The sequence below is a fragment of the Yaniella soli genome, assembly GCF_054782375.1.
This window is the reverse complement of the sequence record NZ_BAAGSP010000003.1, coordinates 87,511-103,063: the sequence shown is the minus strand read 5'-3', so window position 1 is coordinate 103,063 and position 15,553 is coordinate 87,511. Positions and strand designations below refer to the sequence as shown.

Genomic DNA, 15,553 nt, shown 5'->3' with positions numbered 1-15,553 from the left:
CTGACTTGTATTCACATCACACGTAAAAGGGGTAAACATGTCCTCTCAAATGACGTCGGCGCCAGCCGCGTCCACGCGTCGTGAAGCGTTTGGTGGTCGTTGGATTTTCATCCTGGCTGCCATGGGCTCTGCGGTCGGGTTGGGCAACATTTGGCGCATTCCGTATATCGCCTACGAAAACGGCGGTGGAGCATTCATCATCCCGTATCTGGTCGCGTTGTTATCGGCGGGTATTCCGCTGCTGTTCTTCGACTACGCGCTCGGGCACCGCTTCAAAGGCTCGCCCCCATTAGCGTTTCGGCGGCTCGCCAAATGGACCGAAACCATTGGTTGGTGGAAGGCTATGATCTGTGTGGTCATCGGCCTGTACTACGCGGCCATCCTTGGCTGGGCGGCAAGCTATATTTTCTTCTCGGCGACTGAAGCCTGGGGCGACGACCCCGACGCATTCTTCTTCGAAAACTACCTGCAAATGTCTGAAACACCGGGCGTAGAGTTGACGATTGTCCCAGGAGTGTTTTGGCCAATGCTCGCCATCTGGGTGGCAGTGTTGGTCGTGCTTGCACTCGGGGTTCGACGTGGTATCGGTATGGCCTCAGCCATTGGTATACCAATCCTGGTCCTGATGTTTCTGGTCTTAGTCGGTATCGCACTGACGCTACCGGGCGCTATCAGCGGTCTGGATTCTCTGTTCACACCAAACTGGGCGGCACTGCTGGATCCCGGTGTATGGATCGCCGCCTACGGACAAATCTTCTTCTCCTTGTCCGTTGGCTTCGGCATCATGATCACCTATTCGTCCTACCTGAAAAAACGCACCAACCTCACCGGCTCCGGCCTGGTGGTTGGTTTCTCCAACTCCGGTTTTGAAATCTTGGCCGGTATCGGTGTGTTCTCGGCACTGGGCTTCATGGCGCAGGCCGCAGGAGTAGAGATCGCTGAGGTTGTCACATCCGGCATCGGACTCGCCTTCGTGGCCTTCCCAGAAATTATCTCGCAGGCACCACTGGGGCTGGGTCCGATCATCGGCGTATTGTTCTTTGGTTCGCTCTTGTTCGCTGGCTTTACCTCGATGATCTCGATCTTGGAAGTCACACTGTCGGCGGTCAAAGACAAAACCGGCTGGTCGCGCACCACCGTAGTATTCACCTTCGGGGTGGCGCTGGCGCTGCTGTCACTGCTCGGTTTCGGCACCACCTCGGGCCTCCACCTGCTGGATGTCTCCGACTACTTCGTCAACCAATTCGGTATCGTGGCCGCCGCACTGGTTGCAGTTGTCTGCGTCTCGTGGCTGCTACGTCGCCTCGATCGAATGGTCAAACACCTCAATATGGTGTCCTCCTTCCGACTGGGCAGCATCTACAAGTTCCTGATCGCCGTAGTGCTACCGATTGTGCTCGTCTACACCCTGGTGGCCGAAATGATCTCAGAACTCGGTGGCGAGGAGGCCTACGGCGGAATGCCAGACTGGTACGTCAATACCTTCGGTTGGGGCATGGCTATCAGCCTGATCGTCATCGGCTTCCTGCTATCGCTGATCCCATGGTCGAAAAATTCGGCACTGTACAACGAACGCTCCGAAAATGAATACGGTCTGGATGCTACCGATCTGGCCGACGGTAAACACGCAGCTGAGCCAGATACAGAACAGGAGGTCAGGTCATGACCGGCATCTCCATCACCATGATGATCATCGCATTGGTCACCGTCTGGGGCGGCATCATTGTTTCAATGATCCACCTGCAACGGAACCCCGATGAACTTTCCGGCGAACTCGCCGACGAAGAATAACCTGTCTCACGAAACATGCTGCGGCCCCAACCAAAACGGTTGGGGCCGCAGCATTGAGCAGTAAAACTGCAGCAAGCTAGCGCTGCTGCATACCAGACAAGATTTCTTCCATCACCGCAGGATCAGCCAAGGTAGCCAGTGCCGTCGGATCGGCCTCCGTCTGACCTTCAGCAGCATCCTTCAACAAGCGACGCATGATTTTGCCGGAGCGAGTCTTCGGTAGGTCAGTCGTCACCAGAATCCGCTTGGGTTTGGCAATGGGGCCAATGTGCGACCCAACATGAGCGCGCAAGGCGGCCTCAGCCTCATCTTGGTCGGCGCCTTCGGAATCCTCGGTCAAAATCACGAACGCATAGATGGCTTGTCCCGTCGTGTCATCGGCTGCCCCGACGACGGCCGCCTCGGCAACCAGATCATGGGCGACCAGTGCAGACTCGACTTCCGTGGTGGACAGCCGGTGCCCGGACACATTCATCACATCATCGACACGCCCCAGCAGCCAGATGTCGCCGTCCTCGTCAAAGCGGGCACCGTCACCGGCAAAATACATGCCATCAAACCGGGACCAGTAGGTATCGACGAAACGCTCGTCATTGCCCCAAATAGTGCGGGCCATCGCCGGCCAGGGATCCCGGATCACCAGGAAGCCCTGTGAGGTGTCCTGCATCGAATTGCCCTGGTCATCCACGACATCGACAGACACGCCGGGAACAGCACGCTGTGCCGAGCCGGGCTTCAGCTCATCGGCATGCAGTGCGGGCAGTGGCGTGAGAATATGGGCGCCGGTTTCGGTCTGCCACCACGTATCAGCAATCGGTACAAGCTCGGTCTTGCGCGGCCCCGGTGTCACCGTGTCGTCCGCGTTGACCGTGCCTGCTCCGGCGTTTTGACCGATGACTTCACGGTACCAATCCCACGCTTCAGGGTTGATTGCCTCACCAACCGAACCCAGCAGCCGAAGCGATGACAGATCATATCGGTCGGCGACGTCGCGTCCCCATTTCATCGCGCTACGGATCGCAGTCGGTGCCGTGTAGAGAATGGTGACACCGTATTTTTCCACCATTTCCCACCAGCGGCCCCGGTGTGGGGTATCTGGAGTGCCCTCGTAGAGGACCTGGGTGGCGCCATTGGCCATTGGGCCGTAGACAATATAGGAGTGGCCGGTCACCCAGCCGACGTCAGCTGTACACCAGAAGACATCGGTTTCGGGCTGCAGATCAAATGTATCGCGCATCGTAGCGGTGACCTGGGTGAGGTAGCCGCCGGTCGTGTGCATAAGACCCTTGGGCTGACCGGTGGTGCCCGAGGTATACAGAATAAAGAGCGGATGCTCTGCTTCGTGCCACGTGACCTGGTGCGTGGTGGGCTGTTCGTTCACGAGTTCGTGGAACCAGATGTCGCGATCCTCAACCCAGTGCACGTCTTCTTTATTACGGGCAACCACCAGCACATGTTCGACGGTGTGGCCCGGCTTCGCCAGCGAGTCATCCACGATGGGCTTGAGCATATTGGGTTTACCGCGGCGGAACGAACCATCCGCGGTGATGACGACCTTGGCTTGCGCGTCATCGATACGCGAGCGCAACGCTTCAGCCGAGAACCCACCAAATACTACCGAATGCACGGCGCCAATGCGGGCGCACGCTAAGATCGCGACCACGGATTCCACCAGCATCGGAAGATAAATTGCGACGCGGTCGCCCTTCGTGACGCCCAACGATTCCAGTGCGTTAGCGGCCTGGGAGACCCGGACCTGCATATCGGCATAGGTCACAGTATCGGTGTCGCCTGGTTCGCCCTCGAAATGGATAGCCACGCGGTCGCCATGGCCGGCTTCGACGTGCCGGTCCACCGCGTTATAGCAGGCATTCGTCGTCCCGTCGGCAAACCACTTGGCAAACGGTGGATTCGACCAGTCCAAGACTTCGGTAAACGGGGTATCCCAGTACAGTTCATTGCGAGCTCGATCAGCCCAGTAGTCCATCTGACTTTGGGCGGCCTGTTCGTAGAGCTGACCGGCTCGTTGGGTGGTTTGTTGTTCGTGCGTGGTGACCATGAGGCTCCTTCGTTCGTGATCGCTGTCACATCTAGTGTTATGCTAAGGCGTTTTGGTAGGTCGATCAAACCCGTGATGCGCTGAACGGTTCCATCCAGTACGGTGAACGGTTGTGCCGTCGCGACAGTCAACGGTGTGAAAACCGCGATGTCGGGGGCCTAGTATGAGTCAGGTAGCCGTGCAACATAGGGGGACACTGTGAGTAACGAGACGCCATTGGCCACAAAGCGCCGGGCGCGCAAAATCTACCGGGTGCTCGGGGAGACCTTCCCATATGCTCATGCAGAACTGGATTTCACCAACCCCTTTGAACTGCTGGTGGCCACCGTACTGAGCGCCCAAACCACCGATATCCGCGTCAATTCGGTTACCCCGGCGCTGTTTGCTCGGTATCCTGATGCCGCAACGATGGCCGATGCGCAAGAACTGGAACTGCAGGAGCTCATTCGTCCCACCGGGTTTTACAAAAATAAGACACGCGCGTTGCTGGGCCTATCGCAGGCACTCGTGGACGACCACGACGGCAACGTGCCCGATACGCTCGAGGATCTGGTGAAACTGCCCGGCGTGGGTCGCAAAACCGCATTCGTGGTGTTAGGTAACGTCTTCGGGGTGCCGGGTATTACGACCGATACCCACGTCATCCGGCTGGCGAATCGTCTCGGCTGGACCGATTCCACCAATGCCACCGTGGTCGAACGCGATCTCGCCGCACTGTTTGAGCCCAAAGACCATACCGACCTGTCACATCGCCTGATTTTTCTCGGACGGCGCATCTGCCATGCCAAACGACCCGCCTGTGGTGCGTGTCCGGTGGCCACATGGTGTCCGTCGGCTGGCATCGGCGAAATCAACCCGCAGGCCGCCCAAGAGTTGCTGGCCTATGAACTCGCCCCGGGACGGGAACACATTCATCAGGCACTGCTTGCTGGCGCCACCCGTGCGGAACTTCGTGCCGCCGGTTATCAGTGGGAGGCCTAATGCAGCTCGATGGTGCACTGGCCGATCTTCTGGCGTTAGTCCATACCTATGGCGTGGTGGACCCAGACATCGCACACCGGGTGACCGTCTCGCCGGCAGCGGCACTGCCCGAACATGACGAAACATGGCCTTATGATCTAGGCGCCCTCCAGAATCCGCGGGACGCCTCGGTGCTGTTGTTGTTTGGTTCCATGGATGATCGGCCGGCCACCTTTGACCGAACCATCGTGCCCAAAGAGCTCGACATATTGTTGACGCAGCGTTCTCTGGCGCTGCGCAACCATCCCGGCCAGGTCTCATTTCCCGGCGGTGGCCAAGAACCCGCCGACGACGATGCCACCGTATGTGCGGTCCGTGAAACCCAGGAAGAAACAGGCGTTGATCCCACCGGCATCGTCCCCATCGGCCAATTACCGACGCTCCCGCTGCCGATCTCCAATTTTCGGGTGACCCCGGTGGTGGGCTGGTGGCAGCACCCCAACGAAATGATCACCACCGAAGAGGCCACCCGCGTGTTTCGGGTCCCGGTGGGCGATCTTGTCGACCCCAAGCTCCGCGTTACCGCGGTGGCAACCGACCGCAGCCACAAACAACGCTACGGCACCCCGGCCTTTACGGTTGGCGGCACATTGGTGTGGGGTTTTACCGCCATGATCTTAGACCGCGTCCTCGAGTTGCTCGGCTGGGCAGAACCCTGGGATCCGCGCTACATCATCGATATCACCAACTGGGACGCGACCAAACCCGTACCCGCCGCCATCTTCGACCACGAGCACAACGCAAGAGACTTTACCGGCCGCAGATAGTCTCCGCAGGCATTCGTCCACAACCGCTCCACCCAGTATCGGTTATCCACAATTGGGTTCTGCCGGTACCCGGCGATGCGGCCGCTGGTTGATGCTTGAGGCATGACAACCACGCAACGCAAACTCACACGGAGTGCAAAACCACCACCGGAGACGCACTTCACCGTCCTGGTAGACACTCAAGACGCCACCGAAGACGCCGCCGGATTCGTCTACGCCGTGATCGCAGCCTTGGGCCTGGAGAGTGTCGAACTCGCAGACGCCGATGACGCACCAAAAGCGGCCAGTATTCAGGTATCGGGCAACACCCTGTTTGCCGGCAACCGACAGTGGCACTACCCGGACCACCGGGCCACCTTTGAACACTGGCTGGTATCGCAATGTTTCCCACGCACCGAAACCTCCACCGCGTGGGCCGTCGTACAAACGTCAGCGGACGCGTATCCCATGCTGTCGGCAGCCATGGCCTATGCTCACGCCGATGACGGGGCGCTGCTGATCGACGCAGATGCTTCCGGAGCGCTGACCGATGCGATACTGCAGGCCACCGACCACGGTGTCGATGCCCTGGACTTTGACTTCGACTTGCCTTCGCCCCACATCTATCTGCTCAACGCGCCCACGTGGGCCCAGGTGACGATGATGTTGCAGGTTAACAGAGCCAACCCGTTAAACTCGGTGCTGCTCGTCGACACCTTGCACGCAGCACAGCACCACTTCTCCCACACCGTCATCAATTGCGGGGCTGACCTCTTTATGGCGCAGCGCTTAGCAGCCGAAGGTGTGCACGTCATCCACGTGGATGATTTTTCTCGGCCACTCCACGTCAAATTCACACCGTATAAAACCCTGGATTACTTTTCTCATCGAATTCCCGAATACGGGACCCGTCGAGACTTCGAATTCATCACCACCAACCGCCGACGTCGCAAGGGGATGCGCCGATGGATGCAACGAGGTGATGCGACATGACACGCGGATGGGTACCCAAACGACCACAGAAAACCGGTGGTCTCGCCGCTGCCAAACAGTGGCTGGCTGCTCGGCTACACGCCACCGATGAGCCCCACGCAGCCGAACCCGCCGTGGTGGCTCAGGCGGTCGCTCAACACGTGCCGGTCGCCTCCGTAGCCCAGGCGAAGTCCAGCATGGAGCACCTCGTCGATGATCTTTTGGGACTCGGGCCACTGGCAGCCTTTGCATGCGACCCAGAAACCACCGACATCATCGTTGATGGCCACGGCAACATCTGGACCGACACCGGTGTGGGACTCACACAGACCACCTCCACCCTGGATGCCGAAACGACCAGGGCGCTCGCAGTCCGGCTGCTTGGACAAGGCGGCAAGCGTTTGGATGAGGGGATGCCGTTTGGGGACGTGCAAATCGGCAGCGCCCGAATTCACGCGGTGCTGCCACCAATTGCCACCGCTGGCCCACAGCTGTCAATCCGACTGCCGTCGCGAAGTCAGCCCACGCTCGAGGCGCTGACCGACGACTGGCCGGGTGCGACAAAGTGGTTGGATGTGATCGGCCACCTGATGCACAATCGCACCAACATGCTCATCTCGGGTGCAACTGGCTCGGGCAAAACCACGTTGTTAGCTGCGTTGCTGGCAACGGTGGACCCGGCGCAGCGGATCCTCACCATTGAGGACACCCCGGAATTAGACATTCAGCATCCCCATGTTGTGGGTCTGGCCACGCGTGACGCCAATACCGAAGGACAGGGCGGAATCGGCTTACCGGTGCTGATCCGCCAAGCACTGCGCATGCGTCCGGATCGAGTCATCGTTGGTGAATGTCGCGGGGCAGAGGTCGCCGACTTTCTGACCGCTATGAACACCGGCCACCGCGGCGCCATCGGCACGGTGCACGCGAACTCTGCTTCCGATGTCCCGGCACGTCTGCATGCCATGGCAGCACTGGCCGGACTGGCCCTGACGACGGCAGCGCTACAGATCCGATCGGCCATCGACGTCGTCATCCACCTCGAACGCAATGCAGCAGGGCTGCGCTATCCGGCTGAAGTGGCACTGTTATCCAAAACCGGTGACGATGCGCAACTGAACCTCACCCCGGTGTTGACCACCGTGGGCAACCAGGTGATGGAGGGGCCGGGGCTGGCACTGTTGGACACCATGGCACCGGGAGAGACCAGGGCAGCATGAACCCGATGAAAGCCGTCATCAACCTCGTCACAGCAAAACGGCGTGCGGCACAACAGCACGCCCAGTTCATCACGGTCATACGTCAGGCGGCAGCACTGCTATCGGCCGGTCGGCCACTGACCACACTGTGGCCAGAAGTCGCCCAAGCCCATACCCCCTGCACGAATGCGCCAGCACCAGAAACACCGGATCCACAATGCTGTATGCATCACGTGCTGGCCGCCCAGCAGGCCGCAGGGTTGCTGAACACACCGTATTTCGCCAAGGTCACCGCACCGGGCCAAGCGACCTGGTGGCAGCAACTGTCGGCCACCCTGACCTTGGCACAACACACCGGTATGTCCCTGTCTCAGATCCTCTACCGATTGGCCGATGCGCTCGAAGCCGGTGAAGATGCCCAGCAAGCTCGCGAAGCCGCCTCGGCAGGGCCAAAGACAACCGCAAGCCTACTGGCCTGGCTGCCGGTGGCCGGGCTGGGGCTCGCGCACATGCTGGGAGCTTCTATCCCACAGCTGCTCACCACACTCACCGGTTGGATCTTGTTACTCGCCGGGGTGGCGCTAGCGGTAATCGGGCGCAGGTGGACGGCTCGCATGATCAGAACGGCACAACAACCATGAAACCATCCGCACCCTCCACCGACCCCGCCCTGGTGCTCGACGTCATGGCACAACTCTTTGCCTCCGGTAGTTCACTTGCCACCGGGCTCGCCGCCGTCGGAAGGCATCTGCCCGGCTGCCAGCAGCTGCAACAGGTCGCGAACTTGCTGCTGATGGGGATCGACTGGGACACCGCCTGGGAGCACACGCTAGACGACCCACACCTGACCCAACTGGCCCATGAACTGCGATTCGTGCATGCCTCGGCGGTGCCATCGGCACACATGCTGACCACCGCGGCCACCGCACTGCGCGCCAACCGGAAACGGCTGGCCGAACAACTTGCCGAAGAACTCGCCATCCGCCTGGTGCTACCCACCGGCATCTGCATGCTGCCCAGTTTCATCCTGCTGGGCATCGTCCCCATGGTGCTCGCCCTTTTGCCCGGCTGAGCCACGCTGACTCATAACTAAATATCGCCACCCACCCCTGAAACAAATAGGAGCACATTATGAAAGACCATCAACCGTTTCACCTCGAACTCAGCGATGACAGCGGTGCCAACACTGCAGAGTATTCCATCGTGACACTGGCAGCAGTTGCATTTGCTGGCGTCCTCGCGGCCGTCATCTCCTCGGGTACCGTCCAGGGCCTGCTGGAAGGGCTCATCGAAAGCGCACTGAGTTTCTAAACACCAACGACGAGAGGCCGGGGCCAACGCCCCGGCCTCTCGGGAGGTCATCATGCGCACACGTAACTCATCCTCTGCGGGGTCAGTGACCGCAGAATTTGCCGTCATCCTGCCCGTTGTGGTCTTGATCATCGCGATGCTCGTCAATGTTGTCGTGATGGGCATGCATCAATCGAAATTGCACCAGGCCGCCTCCGTGGCAGCCCGACAACTGGCCCGGGGCGAAGAACAGGGATCCATCGACACCTCCGTGTCTCACATGACATCAACGCAGACCCAGGTATCCACGTCCGTATCAGGACAGTGGGCCACCGTTGAGCTCTCCAGCCCGGTGCCCGGACCACTCGGACTGATCCCATCTATCGAATTGACCGCTGAAGCGAAAGCCCCAAACCAATGGACCGTAGAACCCTAACCGATGACGCCGGAGCATCGACCGCCATGATGCTCACGGTGTTTGCTGCACTGATGCTGCTACTTGCCGCAACACTGGCGCTGGTGCAGGTGCACGTTGCAGCTTCGCGAGCGGCGGTCGCAGCCGATTTGGCAGCACTCTCGGCAGCCGATGCCGCCCGTGGACTCATGATTGGAGAACCGTGCGCGCTGGCAGACGACACGGTTTCTGCACACGGTGCCACCATGACGGCGTGCAACATTGCCGAACCCGGTGTGGCCCACATCCAGGTCGAGTTGGCCGTGCCCATCGGCCTGGATGCTACAGCGCAGTCTCGGGCGGGACCGAAGCAGCCCTAGTCAACGCCGACTCCACGTAGCGCAGTACGATGACCGCCCCGGCCTTATCCAGCGGCGAGTTCCGATTGCCACATTTCGGAGACTGCACGCACGAGGGGCAACCGTCGGGGCAGCTGCAGTTTTCAATCGCCTCCATCGTGGCCGTAATCCAGGTGCTGGCTTGCAGAAACCCACGGGTGGCAAAACCGACGCCACCCGGGTGGCCGTCATAGACAAAGACCGTTGGTGCTTCGGTATCCGGATGGAGCACGAGTGAGACACCTCCGATATCCCACCGGTCATTGGACGCCACCAGCGGCATCATCCCGATCATCGCGTGTTCGGCCGCGTGCAAAGCCCCGGGGAGTCGATCGGTGGTCAAACCGGCAGCCACAAAATCCTCAGACGGTGCGGTAAACCAGACGGCTTGGGTAAATAATTCACGAGCGCTGAGGTCAAGGGGTTGCTCATCAATGACGCGACCGCTGGAGATCTCCTTGCGCTGATACGACACCACCTGATTGGTGACCTTCACGGGGCCGTGTACCCAAGCGAGCCGGTCTTCAGCAGAGAAGATGCGGGCGTCTTCGGCCAGTATGTCGACATCGGTGACATCTCGGGCCTGCGTGAAATATTCGGGTTCGGCACGCACGACGACCACGGTGGCATTGTCCTCGTCCAAATCCTCGACAACCCAGGTGCGCCCCTGGTGCACATAGACGGCACCGGGATGCGTTTGACCATGCGCTTGTTCTCCACCAATGGAACCCAGCACCGCACCTGTTTCACCATCGATAATTTGCATCGGCCCGGAGCCGGAATCTCGCAGACTCACCATGCCGGCCGCATGCTGCTCGTGTGTCCAATACCAGCCAGCCGGTCGTCGCCGGAGGTATCCGGTGGCCGTGAGTTCCTCAACGATGTGGCGAATATGGTCGGAGTCGCCAAAGGCACTCAGGTCTTCGGGTTTGAGCGGAATTTCGGCGGCTGCGGCGCACAGGTGTGCCGACAGGATATGCGGGTTGTGGGCATCGATGACGTGATCTTCGACCGCGAGATCAAAGACCGCCTGTGGGTGGTGCACCAAGTACGTGTCCATCGGATCATCACCAGCAACATAGAGTGCAACAGATCGTTGTCCAGAACGGCCCGCCCGGCCTAACTGTTGAAAAAACGAGGCCCGAGTACCGGGCCAACCAGCCACGACGACACCATCGAGCCCGGCAATATCGATACCGAGTTCCAACGCCGGGGTCGTGGAAACCGCCAAAAGTTTGCCGCTATTGAGCTGTTCTTCGACATCGCGACGTTCTTCGGGTAACAGCCCGGCACGGTAGGCCGCCGCTCGCCCGGGCAACGCCGGATCGATTTCTGACAGATTGCGTTTCACCATTTGTGCCATGGCTTCGGCTCCACGACGCGAACGGATAAACGCGACCGATCGAACGGAACGCACGGCTAAATCCGAGAGCATATCTGCGCCGGTGACGACGAGCGAGCGACGAAGTGGCGCATCGTGTTCCCCGGTCGCTCCCGAAAATTCTGATTCCCAGAATCCCACGACCACTTCGCCATGTCCCGAGGTATCCTCGTCGATGCCGATGGCGGGTGCGCCGATGAGCTGGGAAAAACTTTGAGCCGGAGTCGAAGAGGTCGCAGAGGCCCCGAAAAACACGGGGTCATGGTTGCCAAAGCTGGCACAAATCCTGCGTAACCGGGTCAGGACGACGGCGACGTGGGATCCGAAGACACCCCGGTAGGTGTGCGCTTCGTCGACGATGATGTACTTGAGGTTGCGAAAAAATGTTGCCCAGGCACCATGGTTGGGCAAAATCCCGACGTGTAACATGTCCGGGTTGGTGACCAACACATTGGCGTGATCGCGTGCCCAGCGACGGGATTGGGGATCAGTGTCGCCGTCATAGGCACTGGGTCGCAGCCACGAGACGCCTTGTCGTGACAGATACTGCCAGGAAGCAAGCTGATCTGCCCCCAGCGCTTTCGTCGGGGCGAGATACAGTGCCGTTGATGCCCCGTCGGCCAGGGTAGTCGCCACGGGCATCTGATAGGCCAAAGATTTCCCAGAAGCCGTACCGGTTGCCAGGACCACGTGTTGCCCCTCGAAAGCGGCCTGAGCCGCGGCGATTTGATGTTCGAAGGGCGCTTGGACGCCCGTTGAGCCCACCGCGTCAATAAATGCCGTGGGCAGTGTTTCTGGCCAGACAGAAAACCTGGCGGTGCGTTCCGGTAGTACGCGGGTGTGGACCAATTGGTCTGGTACACGGGCGTATCCGAGAAGCTCCGCCAGGTAGGCTGCAGCGTCGTCGTGGATGCTTATGGCTCGAACGTCTGGGTTGCCCACTGATCTTTCGGATCAACATCGGGGTGGCCCAGCACAACCACATCACCGATGGCCGTCCAACCCAGGTAGGTGTAGAGCGCTTGGCCTTCCAGACCGGCAATCAACAGGCCGGTTTCGACATCTTGTTCGAGCGCAAGAGAACTCAGGTAGCGCATGGTTAGTGAGCCCAGACCCTGACGGCGGAAGTCAGGGGAAGTCCAAATTTGGTCGAACACCGCATAGGTGCCATCGACGACGGCCACACGTCCGCGAGCCGCGAGTTTACCGGCACCTGCTTCGGACTCATCGGTGGTTTTGAAAGCTACCAGATACCAGCCATCGTTGCGTACCACTTCGGCGGTAAACTGCTCCGGCACGATGGGCTCTTCAACGTCCTGCTGTTCCATGTCGGTGACCATCACCAATTCGTCCACGCCGATGGGGCGCAGGCCGGTTTTCTCCGCGTATCTTTTGGCGGTCGTACCCGATGGCGTGGCTGTCTGGGGCAGATCAGCGGCCACAATCAACTGACGCGATGGGTGTTTGATAATCTCATCGGTGACAGCCTTCAATACATCATCCGAGGTATTGGTGACGACGTATTCCCACAGATCTTCGCCGGCTTCAGCCGATTCTGGAGTGCGCAAGGCGGCATGGATATTTCCCTGCGTGGTCAGGTGATAATTTCGAATCCGCGCACGCCCCGTCAACCAGGCCGTGGCCAGTTCATCTGTCAGTGAAGTATTGATAGCCATAGCCCTAGAATAGCTTTAGTCACGCTCTAAGCCCAGCCAAGGGTCTCCACATTGCACAAGAGTCACCAACTTGTAACCCTTAAGACACCCGTCACAAGCGATACCGTTAGTTTTGAAACCAGAGATGCCATCGATGAACCCACAGACCAAAATTGCCCTGTACTATCACTTCGCGCCGATCACAGACCCGCAAGCCATCAAGCTGTGGCAACAAGAGCTGTGTAAACGGCTCGAACTTACCGGGCGGATTATCATCTCCGAACACGGCATCAACGGGACCGTAGGCGGCACTATTCAAGCCGTCAAAGAATACGTCAAAATTACTCGGAGCCACGACGCATTCACCGACCTCGAAGTGAAGTGGTCCGAGGGCTCTGCCGCCGATTTTCCACGCCTCAGTGTCAAGGTCAAACCCGAGTTGGTAGCCTTTGACCGTCCCGAAGAAATTCAAGTCGCCCCGGGAAACCAGGTGGTGGGCACCGCCACGCATTTGTCTCCGCAACAGGTCAATGAACTGGTGGCCCAACGTGAAGCCGAGGGCAATCCGGTGACATTCTTTGACGGTCGGAACGCATTCGAAGCCCAAATCGGCAAATTCAAAGACGCCGTCGTCCCCGACACCACGACAACCCGGGACTTCATCGATGAGCTGGAATCTGGGAAATATGACCACCTGAAAGACCAACCGGTCATCACCTATTGCACCGGCGGTATTCGCTGCGAAGTCCTCACCGTCTTGATGGCCAACCGCGGCTTCCAAGAGCTCTACCAAATTGATGGCGGCATTGTCCGCTATGGTGAAGCATTTGGTGATGAAGGTCTCTGGGAAGGCTCACTCTATGTGTTCGATGAGCGCATGCAGATGAACTTCTCCGACGACACTAAGGTCATCGGCTCATGTCAGCTGTGTAATACCCCCAGCGCGCAGCTGCGCAACTGCGCGGATCCGGGCTGTAAAACCCTGGCCGTCATTTGCGACGGCTGCCAGGCAGAGGATCCCAAACGTATTTGTACCACCTGTGCGACGCGCACCGCGTCGGTAAGGACATAATGTACCCGGCACCCGTTGGACAGCCTGCAACCATTGGCGCACTGCACCAAGATCTCACCTCGGCTGGTTACACCACCGACAACGTAGCTGCGTTACTGGGCCCTACCGCGACCGCAGCCTTGGACCGGGAACAGCACATTCCCGCTCGTCGAGCACTGCGTGACGCGCTTGCAAAGGGCGACCGGTTAGCCGGTATGATCAGTTGCTTTATGCTAGCTGACCCGATTCATCCCGAGCTCGCCGAGGCCATGTTTCCCACCCTGACGCTGCCAGGCGCCGTGGAACTAAACCTTGTCACCACCACCGATGACGGCAGGGTTATCGCCACGGTCGATCTTTCGGCATATGCGACCGATTCCGGACATGACATGTGGGTGGCCTCAGACCAGACGGCGCTGCAACTGGGCGCCCCCTTGCCCGCCGAACACATCTTGGGCGTGGGCAAAGCTTCCATGACGCTTGCAGAAATCACACCCCGTCACAAAGTGGACACCGCCCTGGACATCGGAACCGGCTGCGGCATCCAGGCCCTGTATTTACTCACCCACGTCCAACACGTCACCATTACCGATATTTCACAGCGTGCATTGGATTTTGCCGTCTTCAATATCTTGCTCAATGCCGTAGCCGTGGACGTCGACCCGGCTCACCTGACAGACCGTGTCAGCGTGGTGGCGGGCAACATGTTGGAACCCGTTGACGGGCAAACCTTCGACCTGGTGGTCACCAACCCGCCCTTTGTGATCGCTCCATCGCAAGCGACCACCACCCACACGTATCGTGAAACCGGCCAAACCGGTGACCACGTTGTCAAGGAACTGATCTCCACGCTCGATACGGTCTTGGCCCCGGGTGCCCAAGCGGTCATGTTGGCCAATTGGGAGATGTTCGGGAAAGGTACCTGGCATGACCGATTAGCCACTTGGCCTGCAGAGTCCATGGACATCTGGGCTATTCAACGCTCCAGTTCTGATCCTGCGCAATACGCCGAAATCTGGCTGCAGGACTCCTCCGAGAACCTGAATCCAGCGGCATATCACGACGCCTATGCGAGGTATCTGGCAGATTTTGAGGCACGTGGGGTCACCCAGATTGGGTTTGGTTGGGTGTGGCTGCGCAAGCGCGATGAGACTGCTCCGCTGCGAAAATTCGAGTATCTGACGTCGGCCGTACACCAGCCGGTGGCTGCAGCATGGGCGTCATCGGTGAGTAAATATGACAGTATGTACACTGCCCAAACTCGAGACTGGGCCCTAGCCAATGTGCACCTGGTGGCCCCACAATGGGTAACCTATGAGCAATATCAACGCTTCGGGGCCCAACACCCAGAGGTCCTGATGGCCCGTAGCGGTGCTGGTTTTGGCCGCCATGTTCGCCTGGATACCGCCACCGCTGCGGTGCTCGGTGCGGCCGACGGCGAACTGTCGACCGGACAAATTGTTGCGGCCGTGGCAGGATTATTAGAACTAAACGACCAACAGACCAGTGCACTCCAAGACGAAATCACGGCGTTATACGTCGATGGATTCTTGGACGTGTTCGAGCCTGCAGCAACGACCAGTTAGATTAGTGTGGA

At 59.3% G+C, this 15,553-nt stretch carries 16 protein-coding genes; 13 read left to right on the top strand and 3 right to left on the bottom strand.

From position 1 onward, the window contains the following. Window positions 1-37 precede the first annotated feature (37 nt). Together ACYVJT_RS02480 and ACYVJT_RS02475 are read left to right on the top strand one after the other, a co-directional pair. Window positions 38-1,666, top strand: coding sequence for a sodium-dependent transporter (locus ACYVJT_RS02480; protein ID WP_343958138.1), 1,629 nt, complete (start codon window positions 38-40; stop codon window positions 1,664-1,666). Continuing rightward, window positions 1,663-1,791, top strand: coding sequence for a methionine/alanine import family NSS transporter small subunit (locus tag ACYVJT_RS02475; protein WP_343958136.1), 129 nt, complete (start codon window positions 1,663-1,665; stop codon window positions 1,789-1,791). Before ACYVJT_RS02480 ends, ACYVJT_RS02475 begins: the two co-directional genes overlap by 4 nt. A gap of 76 nt (window positions 1,792-1,867) precedes the next feature. Here the strand turns inward: ACYVJT_RS02475 and acs are convergent, their stop codons facing one another. After that, window positions 1,868-3,850: an acetate--CoA ligase gene (gene acs, locus ACYVJT_RS02470; RefSeq protein WP_343958134.1), complete on the bottom strand. Its 1,983-nt coding sequence runs from the start codon at window positions 3,848-3,850 to the stop codon at window positions 1,868-1,870. A gap of 198 nt (window positions 3,851-4,048) precedes the next feature. Here acs and nth point away from each other — a divergent pair, with 198 nt between their 5' ends. The 9 genes from nth (at window position 4,049) to ACYVJT_RS02425 (ending at window position 9,851) form a co-directional block, all read left to right on the top strand. Continuing rightward, entirely contained in the window at window positions 4,049-4,831 is a 783-nt protein-coding gene (nth, locus tag ACYVJT_RS02465; protein ID WP_343958133.1) for an endonuclease III, read from the top strand. Continuing rightward, entirely contained in the window at window positions 4,831-5,637 is an 807-nt protein-coding gene (locus ACYVJT_RS02460) for an NUDIX hydrolase (RefSeq protein ID WP_343958131.1), read from the top strand. The genes nth and ACYVJT_RS02460 overlap by 1 nt, the downstream gene beginning before the upstream one ends. Before the next feature lie 102 nt (window positions 5,638-5,739). Further along, window positions 5,740-6,609: a hypothetical protein gene (locus ACYVJT_RS02455; protein ID WP_343958129.1), complete on the top strand. Its 870-nt coding sequence runs from the start codon at window positions 5,740-5,742 to the stop codon at window positions 6,607-6,609. After that, window positions 6,606-7,808: a TadA family conjugal transfer-associated ATPase gene (locus ACYVJT_RS02450; protein WP_343958127.1), complete on the top strand. Its 1,203-nt coding sequence runs from the start codon at window positions 6,606-6,608 to the stop codon at window positions 7,806-7,808. The genes ACYVJT_RS02455 and ACYVJT_RS02450 overlap by 4 nt, the downstream gene beginning before the upstream one ends. Continuing rightward, complete coding sequence (locus ACYVJT_RS02445) at window positions 7,805-8,428, top strand: type II secretion system F family protein (protein WP_343958125.1); 624 nt, start codon at window positions 7,805-7,807, stop codon at window positions 8,426-8,428. The genes ACYVJT_RS02450 and ACYVJT_RS02445 overlap by 4 nt, the downstream gene beginning before the upstream one ends. Continuing rightward, window positions 8,425-8,859 carry a type II secretion system F family protein gene (locus tag ACYVJT_RS02440; protein ID WP_343958123.1) on the top strand — a complete coding sequence of 145 codons (435 nt, stop codon included), beginning with the start codon at window positions 8,425-8,427 and terminating at the stop codon, window positions 8,857-8,859. The genes ACYVJT_RS02445 and ACYVJT_RS02440 overlap by 4 nt, the downstream gene beginning before the upstream one ends. 59 nt (window positions 8,860-8,918) lie before the next feature. Continuing rightward, window positions 8,919-9,098: a DUF4244 domain-containing protein gene (locus tag ACYVJT_RS02435; protein ID WP_343958121.1), complete on the top strand. Its 180-nt coding sequence runs from the start codon at window positions 8,919-8,921 to the stop codon at window positions 9,096-9,098. A gap of 52 nt (window positions 9,099-9,150) precedes the next feature. Then, window positions 9,151-9,513, top strand: a complete 363-nt coding sequence (locus ACYVJT_RS02430) for a TadE/TadG family type IV pilus assembly protein (RefSeq protein WP_343958119.1) — start codon at window positions 9,151-9,153, stop codon at window positions 9,511-9,513. Further along, window positions 9,495-9,851 (top strand): Rv3654c family TadE-like protein, encoded by a 357-nt coding sequence (locus tag ACYVJT_RS02425; protein WP_343958117.1) that lies wholly within the window; start codon window positions 9,495-9,497, stop codon window positions 9,849-9,851. Before ACYVJT_RS02430 ends, ACYVJT_RS02425 begins: the two co-directional genes overlap by 19 nt. On the opposite strand, the gene ACYVJT_RS02420 is transcribed toward ACYVJT_RS02425, so the two are convergent. Together ACYVJT_RS02420 and ACYVJT_RS02415 are read right to left on the bottom strand one after the other, a co-directional pair. Then, on the bottom strand, window positions 9,814-12,192 hold the full coding sequence (locus ACYVJT_RS02420; protein ID WP_425579877.1) for a DEAD/DEAH box helicase: 2,379 nt from the start codon (window positions 12,190-12,192) through the stop codon (window positions 9,814-9,816). The genes ACYVJT_RS02425 and ACYVJT_RS02420 overlap by 38 nt on opposite strands. Next, complete coding sequence (locus ACYVJT_RS02415) at window positions 12,165-12,926, bottom strand: GNAT family N-acetyltransferase (protein WP_343958115.1); 762 nt, start codon at window positions 12,924-12,926, stop codon at window positions 12,165-12,167. Before ACYVJT_RS02415 ends, ACYVJT_RS02420 begins: the two co-directional genes overlap by 28 nt. 133 nt (window positions 12,927-13,059) lie before the next feature. Here ACYVJT_RS02415 and trhO point away from each other — a divergent pair, with 133 nt between their 5' ends. Next, a complete protein-coding gene (trhO, locus tag ACYVJT_RS02410) occupies window positions 13,060-13,977 on the top strand; it encodes an oxygen-dependent tRNA uridine(34) hydroxylase TrhO (protein WP_343958113.1) in 918 nt (305 codons plus the stop codon). Further along, window positions 13,977-15,542 carry a DUF7059 domain-containing protein gene (locus ACYVJT_RS02405; protein WP_343958111.1) on the top strand — a complete coding sequence of 522 codons (1,566 nt, stop codon included), beginning with the start codon at window positions 13,977-13,979 and terminating at the stop codon, window positions 15,540-15,542. The genes trhO and ACYVJT_RS02405 overlap by 1 nt, the downstream gene beginning before the upstream one ends. The last annotated feature ends 11 nt before the right edge of the window (window positions 15,543-15,553 follow it).

What these genes read in the sequence shown, in the direction of transcription:
- ACYVJT_RS02480 (WP_343958138.1), top strand. Translation starts at nt 38, where the DNA reads ATGTCCTCTCAAATGACGTCGGCGCCAGCCGCGTCCACGCGTCGTGAA.
- ACYVJT_RS02475 (WP_343958136.1), top strand. Translation starts at nt 1,663, where the DNA reads ATGACCGGCATCTCCATCACCATGATGATCATCGCATTGGTCACCGTC.
- acs (WP_343958134.1), bottom strand. Translation starts at nt 3,850, where the DNA reads ATGGTCACCACGCACGAACAACAAACCACCCAACGAGCCGGTCAGCTC.
- ACYVJT_RS02460 (WP_343958131.1), top strand. Translation starts at nt 4,831, where the DNA reads ATGCAGCTCGATGGTGCACTGGCCGATCTTCTGGCGTTAGTCCATACC.
- ACYVJT_RS02455 (WP_343958129.1), top strand. Translation starts at nt 5,740, where the DNA reads ATGACAACCACGCAACGCAAACTCACACGGAGTGCAAAACCACCACCG.
- ACYVJT_RS02450 (WP_343958127.1), top strand. Translation starts at nt 6,606, where the DNA reads ATGACACGCGGATGGGTACCCAAACGACCACAGAAAACCGGTGGTCTC.
- ACYVJT_RS02445 (WP_343958125.1), top strand. Translation starts at nt 7,805, where the DNA reads ATGAACCCGATGAAAGCCGTCATCAACCTCGTCACAGCAAAACGGCGT.
- ACYVJT_RS02440 (WP_343958123.1), top strand. Translation starts at nt 8,425, where the DNA reads ATGAAACCATCCGCACCCTCCACCGACCCCGCCCTGGTGCTCGACGTC.
- ACYVJT_RS02435 (WP_343958121.1), top strand. Translation starts at nt 8,919, where the DNA reads ATGAAAGACCATCAACCGTTTCACCTCGAACTCAGCGATGACAGCGGT.
- ACYVJT_RS02430 (WP_343958119.1), top strand. Translation starts at nt 9,151, where the DNA reads ATGCGCACACGTAACTCATCCTCTGCGGGGTCAGTGACCGCAGAATTT.
- ACYVJT_RS02425 (WP_343958117.1), top strand. Translation starts at nt 9,495, where the DNA reads ATGGACCGTAGAACCCTAACCGATGACGCCGGAGCATCGACCGCCATG.
- ACYVJT_RS02415 (WP_343958115.1), bottom strand. Translation starts at nt 12,926, where the DNA reads ATGGCTATCAATACTTCACTGACAGATGAACTGGCCACGGCCTGGTTG.
- trhO (WP_343958113.1), top strand. Translation starts at nt 13,060, where the DNA reads ATGAACCCACAGACCAAAATTGCCCTGTACTATCACTTCGCGCCGATC.
- ACYVJT_RS02405 (WP_343958111.1), top strand. Translation starts at nt 13,977, where the DNA reads ATGTACCCGGCACCCGTTGGACAGCCTGCAACCATTGGCGCACTGCAC.